The sequence below is a fragment of the Exiguobacterium qingdaonense genome, from assembly GCF_018617855.1.
Taxonomy (GTDB): Bacteria; Bacillota; Bacilli; order Exiguobacteriales; family Exiguobacteriaceae; genus Exiguobacterium; species Exiguobacterium qingdaonense.
Map to the genome: position 1 here is coordinate 77,471 of NZ_JACSKY010000003.1, position 21,299 is coordinate 98,769.

Here is a 21,299-nt window from a genome sequence, read left to right on the forward strand (position 1 = left end):
ACCTCCTTTCAAGGGAACAGATTCGTGACAATACGCTGTGTCTCAAGGGCGGAACGACCGTCTGTCAAAATCGCTGTATCCTCGATGAGTGCAGAAATGAAATGGTCAATCGCGCCTTGGAACCCCCGCTCGGTGAGCATTGGATCCCATGAACCGAATGTTTCGACTTCATGTCGCCCTTCCTTGAAACGGTGTAATGTGACCATCTCATCAACGGACAATCGTTCTCCATCACGGACGATCGAGACATGCTCGTGATTCGCGCCTGCAGAGCGGTGCATGGACGTCGTGTGCATCCCATGCTCATCTTGCCAAATGTGGCGGGCGAAATGGAGCTCATGTTTGTCATTTACTTCAATTTGACCTGAGATGAGTCGTAGTTCGCTCCCGGCAAGGAAGCGTAACGTATCCACAACGTGTAAGTAGTCGTCAAGCAAGGTAAAGGTCACATCTTGTGGACCGATTTCATTCTTCCGATGCTTCACCACGTCAATCATATGGAACGGTGATTCATGTTGTAACCGCTTATACATTGGGGCAAAGCGTCGATTAAATCCGACCATCAACTTGCGATCGAGCTGTTCGGCCTGAGCAACGAGTCGCTCCGCTTCATTCAAGGTTGCGGCGAGCGGCTTATCGACGTATACATCAATACCGTGTTCCAGTAAATATGACACGATTTCATAGTGGGTTGAAGTCGAACTATGTACGAACACGGCGTCTACGGATGAAGCGAGTTCACTCAACGTATGGAATGGGGTCATCCGGAACGTTTCACAAATCATTTCACGCTTTGAGACATTTGGGGAAAAAGCACCGACCACATCAATTAGTGGATGATTCACGAGGACAGGTAAATATGCTTTTTGAGCGATACTCCCGAGTCCGACAATACCGATTTTTGGTTTTCGCATGACGTTCACTCCTTTTGTTCATCATAACAAAAACCGGACAGCTCATGTGTCCGGTGGATGAATTATAGGCTGGCAATTAAGACGATTTCACCTTGTGGGGTCTCATTGCCACGGTTCGGTTCTTTCGTGACTGCGACCGTGTCCCAGTCGACGTCGGTCTCACTCGAGTCAAGTGTATAAATGACGGTGCCATTACCCTTGTCGTCCGTGACGAATGCGCCTGTTGGAATCGGGGCGTTATCTTTTAAGAGCCACACTTGGTATACCTCATTGGCGTCGAGTGATGCTAAGCCGTTCGTTTGAACGATCAGTTGAGTCGTACCGTCTTGCTCCGCAAGATAAGCAGTCCCTTCAGACTCGCCGTCGAGCGGAATCGTTTCGGTCAGTGTGATACCAGGTGAATCCGATTGAGTCGAGAGCAAATAGCCGTTCCCGATTAAGGAAAAGAGAAGTGCCGCTGCTAAAGCGACCATTCCCCAAACCGGTACGTTCCGTTCTGTTTTCTGTTTGAATGGTGTCGCAGGCGGAGCGGGTTTCGTTGACTCGACGGCTGTCATAGGTTCATCGTCATCTTCTTCAAACACACGATCGAGGACACGCGCTTTCATGCCTCGGGGTGGCTCGGCCGGAGTAGACAAGAACGCGACGCCACCGACGAGTGCTTCGAGTTGCTTGAGCTCTTCTTGACAGTCTTTGCATGACGCGAGGTGCTGTTCAAATTTCACACGTTCCTCTTCCGATAGGTGTTGGTTAAAGTAGTCGATTAATTGGTCGCATCCGTTCATTGTTCTACCTCCTTTCCAATGAGTTCATGGGATAAGTGTTTCTTCAGTTGCCTCAGCGCGAGACGGACCCTTCCTTTTACCGTACCGAGAGGAATGCCGCACGTATCAGCAATTTTTTGTTGGCTCAATCCTTGAAAATACATGAGTCTTACGACTTGCTGCTGTTCGGCCGGTAGCGTCGCCATGGCCGTCTCGATTTGAGCACGTTCCTCTTGCCACTCTGCTTCTTTTTCAACGGATGGTGACTCAGAAGGGATGGTCTCGGCGTAGGATTCGTCTAGCTGTAAATCGGGCTTCCGCTTTCGGATTAAATCAATCGCCACGTGACGGCTCATCGTAAAGAGCCAAGAGCGAAACTTTCCTTTTGTTTCATCATATACACCGCCACCACGCCAAAGCTTGATAAATACTTCTTGCATGGCCTCTTCAGCCAAATCACGGTCTTTTGTCAACTGGAGGACAAAAGCATATAAAATGCGTTCATACCGATCATACAATATTTCGAGCGCTTCTTTGTCCTTTTGCCTGACACGCTCATATAAGTCTAAGTCAGTCATAACATACTCCTTTGCGCAGAAGGGATGTCCCTTGTATTGATCTAACGTATAAAACGAAAAAATAGATGTCTATTTTGTGTGAATATTTATTGAACATGTAGATGATGGGCTAGGAATTTTCTTATAAATGAACAATCTTAATTTCTCTGAAAAGATGTAGGTGACGACACTTAACCCGGTTGCTGTCATCAGCATCAGACCGATAGCAGTCAAGGGAGAGCCCATCGTTGCCCAAAAGAAATACGAGCGGATTCCAAATAAAAAAGCGAATACAATGAAAAAGCCCGTAACCAGGCTACTCATTTGGCAGTAGAAGCGAAAAACACGTTGAATCATAAGATGCCTCCTTTGTTTCATTGTACTATAGGAAAGAGAGAAACCGATAAGGAGACGATAGCATGAAGCGATTTACGAATGAAGGACACACACTCATTTGCTTTGATTTTGATGAAACTTATTTCCCTCACGCTTGTACACCGACTCAATTGGCGGCCGTGCGTCAGCTTGAAGATTTTTTGGAACGCTACTCCGATCAACTGTCAACGATGTGGGTAACCGGTAGTTCTCTCGAGTCATTGCGTGAAAAAATCAATCGGGCGAACCTTCGTTTTTGGCCACACCGTATCGCCTCAAGTCTCGGGACAGAATTGTATCGAGTGGAGGCGGACGGAACGTTTTCAATAGAGCAAGCATATCAAAAGTCGTTTCCGGATGATTTTGTTTCTCGCGTCGAGCGCATTGTGTCAAAAATTATACAGAGGCGCATTGAACTAGAAGAGCAGCCAGGTAATGGAACGAGTCCTTGGATCCGTAGTTATTATGTCCGTGACCAAATCGGCTCCTGGAAAGAGGCGCTTCATCTACTGGCCGACGAAGAAGAAGTCGCCGTCAACATCAGTCGATGCAATCCTCAAGCGGGTGATCTGGCGGATGCATTTGACGTCGATTTCTATCCGATGCACGCTGGAAAAGAATCCAGTGTTCGATATGTATGCGCCACTGCTTCGTTTTTACGAGAAAATACGTATGCATTCGGTGATAGTGGGAATGACCTTGATATGTTGGCGCATGTGGGGAATGGCTATCTAGTAAGCAATGCGACCGAACAGGCAAAACAGATTCATTCAAAAATGACAAAAAAGCCTTATGCAGAAGGGATTTTAGAAGTGTTGGAGTCTGACTTTTGCTCTTTCATATGACGAACAATCTGTTCTAATGAACGGAGGAGAGTTGTACGAACCGTTTCGGAATGCGGATTGAAGTCGAGCCGTTGTTGCCAGATAAGACAAAATAAATCGGTCATGGCCGCTTCGGCAGTCGCAGGGTCGTCATTCAGATGAAGTGCGTATCGATAAAGTAGCTTTTCGTAGCGTGAGTATAGCTTTTCTAGAGCATGTCGATTTTTTTGACGAATTTGATCGATCAGGCGCTCATCGAGTGTAGGAAGCATATGCAACTCCTTTCGTATGGAATGAGAGGCTCAACTGTGAAAGAATGAGGAACTTTACTCTAATAAAGCGCCCATACTGTTCTTTCACTATTATGCTCTCATTCAAACAAAAGGATGTACGACATAGGCGTGAACTAAAATGTGTGGTAACAGTTCGGACAAGTCTGCGCATCTCCTGGTGCGCGTTTAAATGAAGTTTTACACTTCGGGCACGTGACGGTCTCACTCTGTTGATTGAACAGACTACCGCGATTGAATAAGATGTTGCGAAGGTTCGGTAATGCGAGTGCGGCGAAAATCATCGCACCGAATAAAAAGACCGCTAAAATCAGTAATAATACATAGCTCATTGTCCTTGTTCCTCTCTTGTTCTATTTCTTTCATCATAATAGAAACTCGCTCGAACGAACAGCTTATGAATAGAAATAAGAACAAATGTTCTGTATAATGGGATTAAAGGAGGGAAAACAGGATGAGAACAGAATTGTTACGATGGATGCGTTCGGGAAGAGTCATAGAAATAGTGTATGTCGACCGAAAGGGGATGTTTTCGGAGCGACGGGTTAAATTAATTAAAGTGCAAGGGGAGCACGTCGTGGCATGGGATTTGAATAAACGAGCGAGACGAACGTTTCGAATCGAACAAGTTCTTGCCTGTCTTCCCGTCAACGAACGATTCAGAAAACGCAGGACGAAAGTCGGTTGATTCCGCTATCGAACGGACCAGAAAGGGTCTGAGTAATTGCCTCCCATGTCCTTGAAATAGAGCTAACAACAATTCAAAAGGGAAAGCCTAGTACGTAATTGAAACGTCTAGGTTTTTTTCGTGAAGTGATTGCTTTCCCTTGAAAACGGGAAGTAATATATTTGTCATCTCAATTGCCGGTAAAATTTAGTACTATGACGATAAGGTTTATGAATCTAGCGACACCCATGAGAAAGGACGTAAACAGCATGAGAACGAAACGTTTGTCCGCCATTTTAGGAAATGAGATGGATGACATTGAGCTTGATCCATGGGTGACCGGAGTCGAAACGGACTCTAGAAAGGTCAGTTCAGGAAACGTTTTTATTTGCATTCGTGGCTATACGGTTGATGGTCATAAGTTTGCTGAAGACGCCGTCACCAATGGTGCGAGTGCGGTCATCTCAGAATATCCACTCGATCTTGATGTACCGAATGTGATTGTCGCTGACACGAAACAGACTGCCGGAGCGGTTGCGAGTGCATTTTATGACCACCCCTCACATCGGATGCGTATATATGGTGTGACCGGAACAAATGGAAAAACAACGACAGCCACGTTGACATATGATTTGTTACGGCTTTCAGGACGTCGCGCCGGAATCGTTAGTACGATTGGTGCGCGCTTTCATCATCAGACGATTGAAACAGCCAATACGACACCGGAAGCCGTCGTCTTGCACCGTATTCTAGCGGAAATGATTGAAGCTGGTGTCACCGATTGTATCCTTGAGGTGTCGTCACATGCATTAATGGAAGGACGTGTGGCCGGAATTCACTTTCATGCGGCCGCATTTACGAACTTAACGCATGATCACCTAGACTACCATCGTTCGATGGATGAGTACGCGCGGGCAAAGGCAAGACTGTTCGAACAGGTGGAAGTGACGAACGGGGAAGCGATCGTTTTAAACGCAGAGGACCCGGCAAGTCAGATTATGGCCGAGTTTGCTCCGACCCGGCAAACGATCATGTATAGTACGAGCGAGGAAAAAAAGGCTGACATTCAAGTAATTTGGTTGGAAGACCAGGTGCTCGTCAACATGAATGAATTTAAACTTGAAGTACCTGTTCGATTCATGGGAGCGTTCAATGCGGCAAACTTGGCTGCAGCAATCGGGCTTGTCTCGACTTCAGATATGGCTTTACGAACAATCGTTTCGAATGTACCCGGGCTCACGTTGCCAAAAGGACGTCTCGAACGACTCGATACAGAAGATGCTGAAATATATATCGACTATGCACATACGCCAGACGGTCTCGAGAAATGTTTGTCCACGTTGAAACAAGACGACCGTGCTCTCGTCGTCGTCTTGAGTGCGGCAGGAGACCGAGATCCATCGAAACGACAAGAGATGGCACGCATCGCAAGTCATTATTCGAACGAGCTGATTGTCACTGTACATGACGTGCGCATGGAAGACCCGAAACGAATCATTCAAGATTTAGTCAAAGGAGTTCAACCGACCACGAACTATGTGACGTTTGAAGCGAGGAAAGATGCGCTTCGCCATGCGGTAATGCAAGCTTTAGAGGGAAAACGGGTTGTTGTCGTCGGCAAAGGGCATGACCATGTCGAACGCATCGGCCGTCAGTCGGTTCCGTTCAATGAATCGGATATTTTGCTGAAAGAATTGAAGAGGCGAAAAGGACAGGAGCCTGCTGTTTAACAAAACGATGACAAACGTCATCGTTTTTTAATGTGTGAAAACGAACGTGTACGGCAATACATAGTAGTGTAATAGAATTGAAGGAGGAGAATAGACATGTCAGTTTTGTACAAAGAGTTTACAAATGACGAAGAAGTCGTCACCGCCGTTCAATCGATGAAATCTAACGGGGTAGATGAATCCAACATCTACGTCATCACTCATGATGATGATCGAAGCAAACGGGTCGCGGACAATGCGGATGCGAACACCGTTTCGGCTTCAGATGTCGGGCTTGGAACAGCCACTAAGAACGTGTTCCGTAAAAAAGGGGACGAACTTCGGGCGCAGTTTCAAGAGCTTGGCTTTTCAAAAGAAGAAGCCGAACGTTTGGAAGACAAGCTAGATCAGGGGAAAGTGCTTGTCGTCGTGAAAGATGCACCTGCTGGATTTACAATTTGATTCCACTACCATGGAGAATAGAGAGAAAAGAGGCTGGACCGTCAAATTGGTTCAGCCTCTTTTTTGTTCGATTAACGGAGACGGACGACGGTGCGACCACTCAATTCTCCTCGCATCATCGCTTCCGCATGACGTGGTACTTCATGTAACGGGATTTCGTGAACCATTTCGTTTAACACGTTCGTGTCAATGAGCTCCTCGAGTCGCTCCCACGCGTTCGTACGGCGGGCGAGCGGCTGCATGACCGAATCGATTCCAATGAGCTTCACGCCGCGCAAAATAAATGGATATACGCTTGTCGGCAAGTCAGCTCCGCCAACGAGACCGCATGCTGCGACAGCACCTTCGTACCGTGTCTGACTCAAAATGTTGGCGAGGGTATTGCCACCGACAGAATCGATGGCGGCATCAAAACGCTGTTTAGCGAGTGGGCGGGCAGGTCCTTCTAATTCGCTCCGGTCGATGATCGTTTCGACACCGAGTGAACGTAAGTATGGCGAATCTGTTTTACCGGTCGAGGCGATGACATGGTAGCCGAGACGACGAAGCAACGTGATGGCGAAACTCCCGACGCCGCCCGTCGCGCCTGTGACGAGTACTTCTTCACCGGGGCGTACGCCCGCGTGTTCAAGCGCATCGATAGACAGCATTGCCGTCAGTCCAGGTGTACCGATTGCGATGGCATCACGCATATTCATCCCCTTCGGCAGTTTGACGAGCCAATTGCCGGACACTTGCGCGTATTGGCTGAAGCCTCCAAAGTGACGTTCGCCGATACCGAAACCTGTGGCAATCACTTCGTCTCCGACTTTGATGTCGAGGTGGTCTGATTCGACGACCGTTCCAACGAATTCGCATCCTGGAATGAACGGATAGCGATTGACGATTTTACCTGAAGTCGTTAAACCGAGCGCGTCTTTATAGTTCAAAGCGGAATAGTGCACTTCGACTAAGACGTTCCCATCCTCTTCTTTTGGAAGGACGTCAGATTTTACTTCTTTCACTTCGGCGTGAAGGTGTTCATCGTGTTGCTCGAGCACGAGTGCTTGGAATGATTCATTCATCTGCTTAACCTCTTTTCCTATGGATGTCCTCACTCTACCATTCTTTCCCGTGAGAAATAAAATATATGCGCGATTCTTTAGGGGAAATCGGGTGGAGAGTGTTACAATGAAGGGGATTCAAATTGCGTAAGGAGGAATGTAGTATGCGGCACGATGACTATGAGTTTGATGAAGTAGAAGTAGAAGAAGGCGAATTGTTCAACGTATACGATATTCTCCCACCAGACGGGACGATCCTGGAGATGGCGACAGCTGAAGAAATGGTTCGGGCGGCCGAATTAGAAGCGAAGCATCATGCGCTCCAACGGCTCCAAGATTCAAACTTCCAGTTGACAGGTGTGTCATTTAAAGAACTCCTGACAGAATTTGAACAGTATGAGCAAGAATCAATGGAATTCTGGACAGGTGTTTATAACCGATTACGCATTCCTTGGGCGTGGACGATTCGAATCGATGTGGCCAATGGTCCGATTCACGTCGTGAACGATCGCGACATCTTCATCGACGAAGATGACTTCGAAGAATATGATGTTGATGATCTATTAGATGAATACGAAGAAGACGAATAAAAGACATCTCTCCCTCATTCAGATGGGAGAGATGTCTTTTTGTCACGTAGCAGGTCATGACGAATCCGATTCAATTCCGTTGCCCCGAATAGCAACCCGATGCCACATAAAATTGAAACACCGCTCACCATCGCCCCGACGATGGCGGTATCTCCAATCATTGTGAACGACATGGTGAGGCTGAACAGTCCAAATAGCAGTAATCCTCCAGCGATTGTTTTCATAGAATCCACCCTTTCACACATCTATGCATGTAGTGTAGACGGTTTGACGAGAAAAGGGTGTTCCTTTTTTTAACCTGGTAAATTATTTAATTAAGTCATAAATGGAATACGTCTCGCCATTTTTCAAAGGACGGTCAATTAGCTGTTCAGCGAAAACGCGAGCGACCGTTTCAGGAGAACGGAGGCGTCCTTCCGTCTCGTATGAACGGAACTGCTCAAGGTCAGCAAAAGCATCTTTCGAAGAAGAGCGAATCTCCGCCTGCATCGACGTGTCCATCACACCTGGATTGAATAGAGCTGCACGATGTGACGTTCCTTCAAGCTCTAGTGCAAGCGTCTCAGTGAAATGATCGAGGCCTGCTTTCGTGCCGCAGTATGCGCTCCAACCTGAAATCGGGCGCTTAGCCGCGCCGGAGGTCACATGAATCAGCTCGGTCGGCTTATTGAAGCCGAGGACCGCATTTGCCAATAGCATCGGCGCAAGTAGGTTAGCGTGGACATGAGCGGTCACTTTCTCGCCGTCTAATTGTCCGACGCGATGAATCGGTTCAATCCACGCTGCATTTTGAACAAGAAGAATTGAATCGGCGGTCTCTAGAAGTGGAGTGATGTCTCGGATGGCTGAATTGATGCCAGAAACGCTTGAAAGGTCGACTGAAAGCTGTTGATACGTCACGTCTTCCGCTCGTGAACGCGAAAGTCCGACAACTTCGTAACCTCTAGCTTGTAATTCTTGGGCGATGGCACGACCGAGACCACGTGATGCGCCGGTGATGAGAGCAAGTTTCATATACATTCCTCCTGTTCATACGAATGTTCATTCAATTGGCTTAATCTGTGCTTCGATTTGTTTCATCACATCAAATGCGCCGTCTGACTGATTGGCACAAACGACCGAGATCGTATCGACTTCTGGATAGTAACCAGAATGGAAACTGACACCGGGGTCATATCCCATCACATGATATTTATAGACGTCTCCCGACGCGTGATGTTGAATCCAAAGTCCGTATCCATAACTCCCGCCGTGGTCATTGACCGTCACGTGTGGTGTCAAAAGAAGCGACGTAGAAGCGGTATCAAGAAGTCGATGTGAAAACAACGCTTTCCAAAATTGGGTCATGTCTTGAGCAGTCACATACGCGCCACCATCTGCTCCTCCCTTGATTGGAATCGCATATTGGTTCGTACGCCATGTGCCGTCCGAGTTGTCGATGTAACCGAGCGCTGTTTTAGAAGGCAAGACATCGAGTGAGAAGTATCCGGAATCGGTCATACCGGCAGGCTGAAAAATCGATTGTTCGACATAATCGGTGAAAGGTTGTCCGGTCACTTCTTCCACAATCAACCCTAACAGGATATACCCTGCATTGTTGTAAGAGAATCGAGAACCTGGTTCATCCTTCATGTTTTTTTGTTGAAACAACGGTAAAAAATCATGTAACTGTTGTAGACGATACATCGGGATATCACGCCAGAGCGCTTCAAAGTCATCAGAGACGGATTCATCAAAATAGTCAGGGATTCCGGACGTATGCGTCAGCAACTGATGCACGGTTACATTTGGTGACAGGTGCGGTAAGTCGAATGTTTGAAATGAGTCAAGCGAGGTGGAAAAGGACAGTTTCCCTTGCTCGACTAGCTGGCAAATCGCGATTGCTGTAAACAGCTTGCAACCGGACGCGATCCCGAACCGTGTCGTCACGTCATGTTGAATCTGTTCTGAGCGATTCGCATAGCCATAAGACTGGTAGGTCGATTCGTTTCGATCGGTGACCAAATAGACACCCGAAAATGTCTCATCAATCGATGGGCGTGTGAAGAATTTCATGAGAAACCTCCATGTATTGAGTGATTTACTAAGTTGACTATATCATGCGCGCTACAATTTCGATAAAATGACCTCCTTGACGTGTAAGTTCAAGGAGGTCTATTTGATTAGCCACTTTGCTCTTCCGCGTCAGACGACACGTCACCCAAAGTGTTTAGATAGCGTTCATAACGAGAAATGCCGTAGCGATAAGATGCCCAAACGAGGATTGACGTCGCGATAACGAGTCCGATTGCAAATGGTGCGAACCATTCGGAAACGATTCCATTTTCGTAAGCGAGTCCGATTGGGGAGAAGACGAGGTAGACGAATATCATCGAAGCGACGAGTACAATCGATGTCGACAGGGCGTGACGCCACGGTTTGACTCGACCGAGTTCGATTCGAATCGGATTCGCTTGAAGCATCGGTCGTACACGTGCGAATACGAGCATGATGCCGGTCTCGATAACGAAGAGGATTCCGTAAATGTGGATGAAATTAATGCCGATTTCCACACCGAACCATTGCTTTGTTCCCCACACGAGGAAGTAGTAGGCGAGGATGTGGAAAAAGATGACGGTCTTCGCAGCAATCGGCGGGACCCGTTTGACGAGCATCCCGATCAGAACGATGACAAGGATTGGGATATTGAAGAATCCTGTGAATCGACGAATCAAATCCCATAAACCGTCAGGGGCATACATGAGGTTCGGGGCGACGAAGAAAGAAACGAGTGCGACGAACGTCCCGACCCACTTGCTGACACGAATCAAATCTTGATCGGAGGCATCCGGTTTGAACTTCGGTTTGTATATATCGAGGACGAAGAGCGTCGCGATACTATTCAAGAGCGAGTTGAACGAGCTGAATACGGCACCGAGCAAGACGGCGAGGAAAAAGCCCATGAGCCATATCGGTAACAGTTCGGCAATCAGACTCGGATAAGCGAGGTCGGCCTTTTCTACGTTCGACCCGTACAAGTGAAACGCGATGACGCCAGGCAGTAACATAAAAATCGGAACGAGTAACTTCAAATAGCCAGTAAAAAGCACTCCTTTTTGCCCTTCTGCCAAATTTTTCGCACCGAGCGTCCGTTGAATCACGTATTGATTCAGTGCCCAATAGAACAAGTTCGCAAAAATCATTCCAGTGAAAATCGAAAGAAACGGAACTGAATCATTGGCAGAACCGATGGCGTTCAGTTTTTCAGGACTCGATGTGGCGATCGTCTTCATCCCGTCCAACAGATTCCCATTACCTAATGCAAAAAAGCCAAGTGTCGGGACAAGAAAACCGATGATGATAAGACCGATCCCATTCAATGTGTCGGAAACGGCGACCGCGCGAAGTCCTCCGAAGATAGCGTAGATGGCTCCGATGATGCCGATGAACCAGACAACGAGCCAAAGAGAGCGCTCGAAACTGATTCCAAGTAGCGCAGGGACGTCGAACAGTTGCAGAACGGCCAATCCACCTGAATAAAGCATTGACGGGATCGTCACACACATATAACCGAGTAAAAACAATATGACGGTCAATCGACGGACATCCTCGTCATAGCGCTGACTTAAAAATTCAGGGATGGTCGAAATACCGATTCCAAGAAAACGTGGCAACAAAAAGAGTGCCATGATGATGGCGGCGATTCCGGCCGTCACTTCCCAAGCCATCGCAGACATGTTGCCGGCGAACGATTGTCCGTTCAACCCAATCAATTGTTCTGCCGACAGATTTGTCAAAAGGAGCGAACCCGCGATAAAAACACCTGTTAAGCCGCGTCCTGCCAAGAAGTAATCATCAGCACTTTCGACTTTTCCTTTCGTCATTCGATACGAGACGTAAGCGACGAGCGCCATGAAAAAAGCGCCGGTAACGAGTATGTAAAGTACTTGTTGAATCGTCATGAAATCCCCTCAATCCTTACAATATGATAAGTATTTGTATGGGATACCCGAATCAAACCGAAAATAGTCATTCCTTCTTTGAAAAATGAAAAATAAAAAAAACACCCGATTGCTCGAGTGTCATAAAAATTGCAGCATGGATGTCGCGACCGTGAAGTAGATGATAAGCCCCAGATTGTCCATCAACGTCGTGATGAACGGACCAGACGCGACGGCCGGGTCTAGTTTCAGGCGGTTGATGAGAAGCGGGACGATCGTACCAATCATCGTGGCGACACTGAGGGCGGCAAAGATTGAAATCCCGACAATGAAACCGATCAGCACATTGTCGTACAAAAGCGAAATGACGCCGAAAATGACAATCATACAAGCGATACCTAAAATGATTCCTGTCCCAAACTCGCGTCGAATCATCTTCATGACATTTTTTCGATTGATTGTTCCAAGGGCGATGGAGCGTACAGCAACGACGAGCGATTGGGTAGCTGCGTTTCCGGCAGAACCCATGACAAGAGGCATGAATACCGCGAGCAGTACAATTGTTTCGAGCGTGTCTTCAAACCCGCCGATTGTCGAGGCAGTGATCATCCCTAGAAACATAAGGCTGACAATCCACGGGGCGCGTTTCTTTGCAGCCTCGAATGGGCTCATGTTGATATCTGAGGACCCTTTCGTCGCCGATAGTTCCTCAAAGTCCTCTGTCGTCTCCCGTTCGATGACGTCTAACACATCATCGACTGTGATGATGCCGAGCAGTTTCTGTTGGTCATCAATGACGGGAAGGGCCAACAAATCATATTTTTGGACGATCCGGGCCAAGTCTTCCTGATCGGTCATGACGTTTGCTGAAATCACACGGAAACCCATGATGTCTTCGATTTTTGCATCAAGTGGCGCGACAATCAAATCACGTAACGAGACGACACCAACGAGTTGATGTGATTGGTCGACCACGTATAAATAATAAATCGTCTCAGCATCCGGTCCGAGCTCACGCAATTGTTCAAGGGTCTTTCCGACCGTCTTATCGGCTTGGAAGACGACAAACTCGGTCGTCATGAGCGATCCGGCCGTCTCCTCCGGGTATTGCATCAAATCTTTTACTTCTTGTTCCTCGACATCATCCATTTGTTCAAAAAGTGTTTCCATGAACGCATCGGGAAGCTCCCGCATCAAGTCAGCCGCATTGTCCGAATACATTTCATTTAAAATTCGTACAGCGTACGGCTGAGGCATCTCTTGAATAAATGTGCACTGCTCATCTATCGTCAGTTTTTCAAATGAATCGGTGAATACCTCGGGCGAGATGGCCTGATATACGAACATGCGCTCATGTCGATCGAGTTCGATGAAAATGTCGGCCTGTTCACCTGGGTGGAGGGATAGGAATACATCTTGAAAGTCGACCGGGTCCCCTTTTTGAATGAGTAACTGAAGTTCTGCTTGATGTTGATTCTGTTCCGTTTCTTCAATCTTCACGTTCTCACATCCTAATCTATCGCATTTTTTAAAAATAAATAAAAAAATATCCGCATTATTTTAGAGCGCTTCTATACATCCCCCATACATCTTCTTTCCCCCTACCATGACACTCATTTTCGACAGGTTGTTTGTTCATTCACAAAGGTGAGCATTTATACATAGTAATGTGGAAATGCCAACAGGTGAAGTGCCGGATTAGACCTTCTCAAATTTGGTAAAGTGATAAGGTAAGGGTAGTCACACACCCGAATCACAAGGAGGAAGCGAGATGATCTCAATGACGAATCAACCGATTTCACAAGATACGACGCTGAAACATCCGATTCATGTGTATTCAGAAATTGGAGAATTAAAAACGGTATTACTGAAACGACCGGGAAGGGAATTGGAAAACCTCACACCGGAATATTTAGAACGCCTCTTGTTCGATGATATTCCCCATTTGCCGGTCATTCAAAAAGAGCACGACTATTTTGCGAGCGCGCTCCAAAATCGTGGCGTCGAAGTCCTTTATCTAGAAAAATTGATGGCCGAGACGCTGTCGCTCCCTGGTGTTCGCGAGAAGTTTGTTGCGGATATCTTATCGGAGTCAAAATCAAATATCAACGGCTCTTATGAAACGTTAAAAGAATATTTACTCGGTTATGACAACGAGACTTTGATTGAGACCGTGATGGCCGGTATCCGAAAATCGGAAATCAAACCGGAGAAACGTCGACATTTGCACGAAATGATTGAAGATACGTACCCCTTCTTTTTAGATCCTATGCCAAACCTCTATTTTACAAGAGACCCGGCCGCTGCAATCGGTCACGGACTCTCCATCAATCGAATGAAAGAACCAGCGCGTCGTCGCGAATCACTCTTCACGCAATATATTATGCGTTATCACCCACGTTTTGCGAAGCATGACGTTCCAATTTGGTCGGATCGAGACTATCGATTTGCGATGGAAGGCGGAGATGAACTCGTCTTATCGAAAGAAGTTGTCGCTATCGGAATCTCTGAACGAACGACCGCGCAAGGAATCGAACGCGTCGCCCTCAATTTACTCAAGCATGGAGACAGCTTTAAGAAAGTGATTGCCATCGAAATTCCAAAATCACGTGCCTTTATGCATCTCGATACCGTCTTTACGATGGTTGATCACGATAAATTTACGATTCACCCATTCATTCAAGGTCCGGAAGGTAAAATGAACATTTTCGAGCTTTCCTTAAATGAAGCAGGGGAACTTCACATTACCCAACACTCTGATCTATTAAAAGTGTTGAAAGACGCACTAGGCTTGCAGGAGGCGACCTTAATCCCATGTGGAGGCGGTGATCCGATTGCAGCAGCCCGGGAACAGTGGAACGACGGGTCGAATACACTTGCGATCGCCCCAGGTGTCGTGGTCACGTATGACCGAAACTATGTTTCAAACGAACTGCTCCGAAAAGAAGGTGTCGAAGTGATTGAGATTATGTCGAGTGAGCTATCACGAGGACGTGGCGGCCCACGTTGCATGAGCTGTCCGATTATTCGTCAAGACATTTAAATTTGATAAGGGGGAAGCAGTATGTCTACAACGTTCAATTTTGATTTGAAAGGTCGTCATTTTTTATCGCTAAACGAGTTTTCTGGTGAAGAAATCAATTACTTGATCGATTTGTCTGCTGCATTCAAACGTCAGAAGAAAGAAGGCATCCCACATCGTATTTGTGAAGGCAAAAACATTGCTCTGCTCTTTGAAAAACCATCGACCCGAACGCGTTGTGCGTTCACGGTCGCTGCCATCGATTTGGGGATGCACCCTGAGTATTTAGGGAAGAACGACATTCAATTCGGGAAGAAAGAATCGGTACGCGATACGGCAATCGTCCTCGGGCGCATGTTTGATGGCATTCAGTTCCGTGGATTCGCCCATGAGACAGTAGAGGGTCTTGCGAAAGACGCGGGCGTACCAGTGTGGAATGGATTGACTGATCTTTATCACCCAACCCAAATTTTGGCAGACTTCTTGACGGTGAAAGAACAAAAAGGAGAACTTGCCGGAATCAAATTCGTATACGTCGGTGATGGACGGAACAACATGGGAAACACGCTCTTGATCGGTGGTGCGAAAGTAGGGATGGATATGCGCATCTGTGCACCGAAATCGCTTTGGCCGTCTGAAGAAATCGTTGACTATGCAAGATCGGTTGCAACGGAAACGGGTGCTGTCATCACGTTGACAGAGAGTATCGAGGAAGCGATGGATCAAGCAGACGTCGTCTATACGGACGTTTGGGTGTCGATGGGCGAGGAAGCGGCCTTCGCTGAACGGATTGAACTGTTACGACCATATCAAGTGAACATGGACATGCTTCAAAAGAGTGGCAACCCGGAAATCATGTTCTTGCATTGTCTCCCTGCCTTCCACGATTTAGAGACGGAAGTCGGGCGTGCGATTCATGAACAGTATGGATTGGCGGAAATGGAAGTGACTGATGAAGTGTTCCGCAGTCGTCACTCATTCGTTTTTGATGAAGCCGAAAATCGCATGCACACCATTAAAGCGGTGATGGCGGCTACGCTGACAGAGACTCGCGAATGGCTTGAACGTTAACGTTGACGGTGAGGGGCTTTCCCCTCCCGTTTCAAAATAAGCGAAAGGGATGAGTAGAATGTCTACAAAGTTCGAGCATGACTCAAGTAGTTCGGCTGGAGTACATCCTGACAAGCAAGATAAGCGGTTAGGTCTCGGAGCGTTGACGGCCCTTGTCGTCGGATCGATGATTGGTGGTGGCGCCTTTAATTTGGCGGCCGATTTGGCACGAGGCGCAAACGCAGGTGCCATTCTCATCGGTTGGGTCATCACCGGGATTGGAATCATCGCACTCGGTCTCAGTTTTCAAAATTTAACGAATCGTCGCCCTGATTTGGACGGCGGGGTTTATAGCTATGCGCGAGCAGGATTCGGTTCGTTCGTCGGATTTAACTCGGCATGGGGATATTGGTTATCCGCCTGGCTCGGGAACGTAGCGTACGCCACGCTACTGTTCAGCTCGGTCGGTTACTTCTTCCCGGTTTTTGAAGGAGGACAGAATATCGCTTCGATTGCCGGAGCGTCGCTTATGCTCTGGCTCGTGCATACGCTCATCTTACGTGGCGTGCATGAGGCATCGATGATTAACATCGTCACAACGATTGCCAAGCTCGTACCAATTTTTGCCTTCATTACGATTACTTTGTTTTTCTTTAACCTCGAAAACTTCACCTTCGATTTTTGGGGACAAGGCGGCTTCTCATGGGGAAGCGTTCGCGATCAGGTCGTCTCGACGATGCTCGTGACCCTTTGGGTATTCATCGGCGTCGAGGGAGCCGTCGTTCTTTCCGGGCGTGCTCGGAAACGTTCGGACGTCGGGAAAGCGACCGTAATTGGGTTACTCGGGACGCTCGTTATTTATTTACTTATTTCTGTCATGTCGCTCGGTCTCATGACGCCCGAAAATGTGGCCAACGCTTCGCAACCGGCGATGGCTTACTTGCTCGAGTCGGCTGTCGGTCCGTGGGGGGCGATGCTCATCAATGGAGGACTGGTCATATCGGTGCTCGGAGCGTGGCTCGGCTGGACGCTTCTCGCGGCTGAGATTCCGTTCGTTGCCGCAAAAGATGGGGTCTTCCCGAAATGGTTCACGAAAGAGAATAAAAACCAAGCCCCAGTCAACGCCCTTTGGTTGACGAACGGATTGATTCAACTTTTCCTCTTTACATTCTTGATTTCAGATGCCGCATATAACTTTGCCTTTTCACTCGCTTCAAGCGCGATTTTGATTCCTTACGTGTTCTCTGCATTTTACCAAGTGAAAGTATGTAAAAATGGGATTGGCTATAGCGCGGGCGAACGGAGAATGCGTGATTTGACAATCGGATTAGTCGCTTCCATTTATGGACTGTGGCTCATCTACGCAGCGGGAATCGATTATTTACTCCTCACAACGCTATTGTATGCACCGGGCACGCTTCTTTACATGAAAGCACAACGAGAAAATGGAATAAGATCACTTACAAAAACCGAGTGGATGGTCGCTTTCGTTTTAACTATACTCGCCATCTACGCAGTCATTCGTATATTATCTGGTAATATCTCAGTCATCTGATCGGGGGATATCGATATGAAGAAAAAACGTGTGGTCATCGCGTTAGGTGGTAATGCGATTCAACAAGGGAAAGATGCTACAGCTGAAGCACAGATGAGAGCCGTCGAGGCGACGGCGGAATCACTCGCCGCACTCATCGCCGAAGGAGTAGATGTCATCATCACGCATGGCAACGGACCGCAAGTCGGAAACTTGATCTTACAACAAGCCGCTTGCGATAGTCCGGAAACGCCGGCGATGCCTCTTGATGTGTGTGGGGCGATGACACAAGGGATGATTGGATACTGGTTTGAAAACGCACTGACGAAGGCGCTTCGTGCCCGTGGACTTGAACGAGAGGTGGCCTCGCTTGTCACGCGAAGCGTCGTCGATCCGAATGACAGCGCGTTTCATCATCCGACCAAACCGATCGGCCCGTTCTATACAGAAGACGAGGCACTTCATCTTGAACGGACGACCGGCTATATATTTAAAGAAGATGCAGGTCGGGGATATCGTCGCGTCGTCCCGAGTCCAGTCCCGATGAAAATTGCGGAGCATGCTGTCATTCGACACCTCGTCGATGCAGGGCACATCGTCATCGCTTCCGGCGGAGGTGGTGTTCCGGTTATGGAAACAGAGGAAGGATATGTCGGAATCGAGGCGGTCATCGACAAAGATTTCGCTGCAGCGAAATTGGCGGATCTCGTCAACGCAGACGTCTTGCTCATCCTTACTGCGGTCGAACATGTATATGTCAACTTCGGGAAGCCTGACGAGATGGCGCTTCAAGAGACATCGAAAGAACAGATGGAATCATACATCGCCGAAGGGCAGTTCGCCCCGGGAAGTATGTTGCCAAAAGTGAGGGCGGCCCTACAGTTCGCAGAATCTGGAACGAATCGGGTCTCTATCATCACGTCACTCGATCAAGCGCTAGCCGCTATCTATGGAGATGCGGGGACGCGAGTCCGTTTGGCCCCGTCTCTCCAACAGTAAGAATGTGTCGCAAACGTGAAACGTTTGCGGCTTTTTGTTTTCTGTTTGTATTCAAGGGGAAGGAAAGTTGTATGCCAAAATAGAGATTGCTATCATAGACAGTGTAAACGTTTGCACTCATCTTAGGAAGGAAGTGACGAAGAGCGGAGACGCTCGTGTGTATGCGCCTATTTGAAGAAAATCATGTGTATCAGTCGTGGATGAAGCCACTAGCAAAAAAAGAGGCAATCGTGCAAGGGGGCAATTATCGATTCACCGTCTTGACAAGCCAAATGATTCGGATGGAATATGCGGAGGATGGGATATTTGAAGACCGTGCCACTCAAGTGGTGTGGAATCGAGAGTTTGACGTACCGAACTTTCGAGTCATTGAAGACGAGACCGAACTTCAAATCATTACAGATCATGTTCATTTGTATTATACGAAAGGCCCGTTTGCCCCAAACACGCTTTATGTAGATGTGAAAGGGAACTTTAGTACGTATTATAGTCGCTATACGTTCAGCGGTCCGAAACGGACACTGAAAGGGACGGCTCGTACGCTCGACCATGTAGACGGGGCTACGGAACTAGAAGAGGGAATTCTCTCGAAACAAGGGTACGCGGTCATTGATGATTCTTCTTCGTTCTTAATGACGGAAGATCGCTTTGTCGAACCGAGACGAAAAGGAATTCATGACATCTATTATTTTGGATACGGACATGATTATAAGAGAGCGCTGCGAGACTTCTACACATTGACAGGACCGACTCCAATGCTCCCTCGTAAAGCGTTAGGGAATTGGTGGAGCCGCTATTGGCGATACGACGAAAAAGAGTATAAGGCGTTGATGCGTCGTTTCAAGTCGGAGGATGTCCCGTTCTCTGTTAGTGTCATCGATATGGATTGGCACGTGACAGATATTCCGGAAGAGTACGGGAGCGGATGGACAGGATATACGTGGAATAAGAACCTATTCCCCGAACCGAAGCGATTCCTCGACTGGTTAAAAGATGAGGGAATGATGGTGACGTTGAACCTGCATCCCGCGGACGGGATTCGTGCGTTTGAAGATCAGTACGTGGCGATGGCTGAGTCTATGGGCGTCGATCCGGAATCGGGGGATCGAATCCCGTTTGATTTTTCGGACAAGCGGTTCATTCAAGCGTACTTTGAACAAATGCACCATCCACATGAGGCAGAAGGCGTTGATTTTTGGTGGATCGATTGGCAACAAGGGTCGACCTCGAAGATGGAAGGTTTAGATCCTTTATGGATGTTAAATCACTATCATGCGGTTGATATCGCCCGTGACGGCAAGCGTCCGCTTATTTTCTCTCGTTACGCTGGCCCAGGAAGTCATCGTTATCCGGTCGGATTCTCGGGAGATACAATTATCTCGTGGGCGTCACTCGCATTCCAGCCGTATTTCACCGCCACGGCAACGAATATCGGATACGGCTGGTGGAGTCATGACATCGGCGGACATCACCGTGGTGAAAAAGATGATGAACTCGCCGCGCGATGGGTTGCGTATGGCGTGTTCAGTCCAATCATGCGTCTACATTCCACGTTTAGTACGTTCAACGGAAAAGAACCTTGGCGTTTCGGTATGGAAGCCGAACAGTCCATGAAGCGGTTCTTGCGTCTGCGCCATCAACTCATTCCATACTTGTATACGATGAATCATCGGAATCACGCAGAGGCGTTACCGCTCGTTTTACCAATGTACATTGAACATCCTGACGATGAAATGGCTTATGAGGTGCCGAATCAATTTTATTTCGGAAGTGAGCTCATCGTCTCTCCAATCGTCACACCGATGGACCGAAAGCTTCACGTGGCCGGAACGAACGTCTGGTTACCGAAAGGAGAATGGTTCGATTTCTTCACAGGTCATCGCTACGAAGGCGATAAATCGATTCGTGTGTTCCGCGGACTCAAAGACCAACCTGTCTTCGCTAAAGCGGGTGCAATCATTCCGATGATGCCACACGAGCCGCATATGAACGATACGGGTAACCCGAGCGAGTTAGAAGTGGTCGTCTTCCCAGGTGCCTCGAACACGTTCACGATGTACGAGGATGACGGAGAGAGCCGAGATTATGAAACAGGTGCCTTACTCGAAACGACGTTCACGCTTGATTGGGAGGCGCGGACGCTACACGTCGAGATGTCGGGTGATCTCACACTCGCTCCGGCGAACCGGACGTTGACGGTGCTTGTCCGAGGCGTTGTCGGAGAAGGCGATTATGATGCGGAGACGCAAACGTTACACATTTCAGTAGGAGAGATGAAGCAGGAACAGACCGTGGTGCTACCGGTCGATGTGACGCAAAATGCGCATCGTCTCGACCGTCTCTATCATTTTCTTGATCGTGCCGAGATAGCCTATGACTTGAAAGACCATCTGTATCAGATGGCGACAACGAAGACGCGTCTAGAGGCATGGTTGTTTGACCTACATGCGTTACAACTCGATCATGATTTACAAGATGCGATATTAGAGCTCATGTTGGACTAAAAAAGGGGGATGCCCCCCTTATTTATTATGTCAGAAAATTTTCAGCTTTTGAAAGCGTTATCATTTTAGTTTCTA

Annotated in this window: 21 protein-coding genes; 10 read left to right on the forward strand and 11 right to left on the reverse strand. The window is 47.8% G+C overall.

From position 1 onward, the window contains the following. Positions 1–8: 8 nt before the first annotated feature. From KNP00_RS05295 to KNP00_RS05305, 3 genes are all read right to left on the reverse strand, one after another. Positions 9–914 (reverse strand): Gfo/Idh/MocA family protein, encoded by a 906-nt coding sequence (locus tag KNP00_RS05295; RefSeq protein ID WP_215142953.1) that lies wholly within the window; start codon positions 912–914, stop codon positions 9–11. 62 nt (positions 915–976) lie between these two features. Beyond that, positions 977–1,699, reverse strand: coding sequence for an anti-sigma factor (locus KNP00_RS05300; protein ID WP_215142955.1), 723 nt, complete (start codon positions 1,697–1,699; stop codon positions 977–979). Further along, complete coding sequence (locus KNP00_RS05305) at positions 1,696–2,256, reverse strand: RNA polymerase sigma factor (protein WP_215142957.1); 561 nt, start codon at positions 2,254–2,256, stop codon at positions 1,696–1,698. Before KNP00_RS05305 ends, KNP00_RS05300 begins: the two co-directional genes overlap by 4 nt. 398 nt (positions 2,257–2,654) lie before the next feature. Here KNP00_RS05305 and KNP00_RS05310 point away from each other — a divergent pair, with 398 nt between their 5' ends. Next, positions 2,655–3,455: an HAD-IIB family hydrolase gene (locus KNP00_RS05310; protein WP_215142959.1), complete on the forward strand. Its 801-nt coding sequence runs from the start codon at positions 2,655–2,657 to the stop codon at positions 3,453–3,455. Here the strand turns inward: KNP00_RS05310 and KNP00_RS05315 are convergent. Both KNP00_RS05315 and KNP00_RS05320 read right to left on the reverse strand, forming a co-directional pair. Further along, positions 3,401–3,706, reverse strand: a complete 306-nt coding sequence (locus tag KNP00_RS05315; protein ID WP_215142961.1) for a hypothetical protein — start codon at positions 3,704–3,706, stop codon at positions 3,401–3,403. The two genes, KNP00_RS05310 and KNP00_RS05315, sit on opposite strands and share 55 nt — an antisense overlap. Before the next feature lie 134 nt (positions 3,707–3,840). Continuing rightward, complete coding sequence (locus tag KNP00_RS05320; protein WP_215142963.1) at positions 3,841–4,056, reverse strand: zinc-ribbon domain-containing protein; 216 nt, start codon at positions 4,054–4,056, stop codon at positions 3,841–3,843. A 122-nt stretch (positions 4,057–4,178) separates the two neighbouring features. On the opposite strand from KNP00_RS05320, the gene KNP00_RS05325 reads away from it, so the two are divergent. From KNP00_RS05325 to KNP00_RS05335, 3 genes are all read left to right on the forward strand, one after another. Next, positions 4,179–4,412, forward strand: a complete 234-nt coding sequence (locus tag KNP00_RS05325; protein ID WP_215142965.1) for a hypothetical protein — start codon at positions 4,179–4,181, stop codon at positions 4,410–4,412. A gap of 248 nt (positions 4,413–4,660) precedes the next feature. Beyond that, positions 4,661–6,121 (forward strand): UDP-N-acetylmuramoyl-L-alanyl-D-glutamate--2,6-diaminopimelate ligase, encoded by a 1,461-nt coding sequence (locus tag KNP00_RS05330; RefSeq protein WP_215142967.1) that lies wholly within the window; start codon positions 4,661–4,663, stop codon positions 6,119–6,121. Between the two features lie 96 nt (positions 6,122–6,217). Continuing rightward, the gene (locus KNP00_RS05335; RefSeq protein WP_215142968.1) at positions 6,218–6,562 is read left to right on the forward strand and encodes a YflT domain-containing protein; all 345 of its coding nucleotides are present in this window, start codon (positions 6,218–6,220) and stop codon (positions 6,560–6,562) included. Between the two features lie 71 nt (positions 6,563–6,633). Here the strand turns inward: KNP00_RS05335 and KNP00_RS05340 are convergent, their stop codons facing one another. After that, the gene (locus tag KNP00_RS05340; protein ID WP_215142970.1) at positions 6,634–7,626 is read right to left on the reverse strand and encodes an MDR family oxidoreductase; all 993 of its coding nucleotides are present in this window, start codon (positions 7,624–7,626) and stop codon (positions 6,634–6,636) included. Positions 7,627–7,769: 143 nt separating this feature from the next. On the opposite strand from KNP00_RS05340, the gene KNP00_RS05345 reads away from it, so the two are divergent. Further along, a complete protein-coding gene (locus KNP00_RS05345) occupies positions 7,770–8,195 on the forward strand; it encodes a hypothetical protein (RefSeq protein WP_215142972.1) in 426 nt (141 codons plus the stop codon). 14 nt (positions 8,196–8,209) lie between these two features. Here the strand turns inward: KNP00_RS05345 and KNP00_RS05350 are convergent, their stop codons facing one another. From KNP00_RS05350 to mgtE, 5 genes are all read right to left on the reverse strand, one after another. Further along, positions 8,210–8,419 carry a hypothetical protein gene (locus KNP00_RS05350; protein WP_215142974.1) on the reverse strand — a complete coding sequence of 70 codons (210 nt, stop codon included), beginning with the start codon at positions 8,417–8,419 and terminating at the stop codon, positions 8,210–8,212. An 82-nt stretch (positions 8,420–8,501) separates the two neighbouring features. After that, a complete protein-coding gene (locus tag KNP00_RS05355) occupies positions 8,502–9,209 on the reverse strand; it encodes an SDR family NAD(P)-dependent oxidoreductase (protein WP_215142976.1) in 708 nt (235 codons plus the stop codon). A 27-nt stretch (positions 9,210–9,236) separates the two neighbouring features. Next, entirely contained in the window at positions 9,237–10,250 is a 1,014-nt protein-coding gene (locus KNP00_RS05360; RefSeq protein WP_215142979.1) for a serine hydrolase domain-containing protein, read from the reverse strand. Positions 10,251–10,357: 107 nt separating this feature from the next. Continuing rightward, entirely contained in the window at positions 10,358–12,136 is a 1,779-nt protein-coding gene (locus KNP00_RS05365; protein WP_215142981.1) for a solute:sodium symporter family transporter, read from the reverse strand. 120 nt (positions 12,137–12,256) lie between these two features. Beyond that, positions 12,257–13,615: a magnesium transporter gene (gene mgtE / locus KNP00_RS05370; RefSeq protein WP_215142983.1), complete on the reverse strand. Its 1,359-nt coding sequence runs from the start codon at positions 13,613–13,615 to the stop codon at positions 12,257–12,259. A gap of 313 nt (positions 13,616–13,928) precedes the next feature. Here mgtE and arcA point away from each other — a divergent pair, with 313 nt between their 5' ends. The 5 genes from arcA (at position 13,929) to KNP00_RS05395 (ending at position 21,224) form a co-directional block, all read left to right on the forward strand. Continuing rightward, positions 13,929–15,158: an arginine deiminase gene (gene arcA / locus KNP00_RS05375; RefSeq protein WP_215143310.1), complete on the forward strand. Its 1,230-nt coding sequence runs from the start codon at positions 13,929–13,931 to the stop codon at positions 15,156–15,158. 21 nt (positions 15,159–15,179) lie between these two features. Beyond that, on the forward strand, positions 15,180–16,208 hold the full coding sequence (argF, locus tag KNP00_RS05380; RefSeq protein ID WP_215142985.1) for an ornithine carbamoyltransferase: 1,029 nt from the start codon (positions 15,180–15,182) through the stop codon (positions 16,206–16,208). A 58-nt stretch (positions 16,209–16,266) separates the two neighbouring features. Next, the gene (arcD, locus tag KNP00_RS05385; RefSeq protein WP_215142987.1) at positions 16,267–17,742 is read left to right on the forward strand and encodes an arginine-ornithine antiporter; all 1,476 of its coding nucleotides are present in this window, start codon (positions 16,267–16,269) and stop codon (positions 17,740–17,742) included. Between the two features lie 15 nt (positions 17,743–17,757). After that, complete coding sequence (arcC, locus tag KNP00_RS05390; RefSeq protein ID WP_215142989.1) at positions 17,758–18,720, forward strand: carbamate kinase; 963 nt, start codon at positions 17,758–17,760, stop codon at positions 18,718–18,720. A 161-nt stretch (positions 18,721–18,881) separates the two neighbouring features. Further along, on the forward strand, positions 18,882–21,224 hold the full coding sequence (locus tag KNP00_RS05395; RefSeq protein WP_215142991.1) for a glycoside hydrolase family 31 protein: 2,343 nt from the start codon (positions 18,882–18,884) through the stop codon (positions 21,222–21,224). Positions 21,225–21,299: the final 75 nt, after the last annotated feature.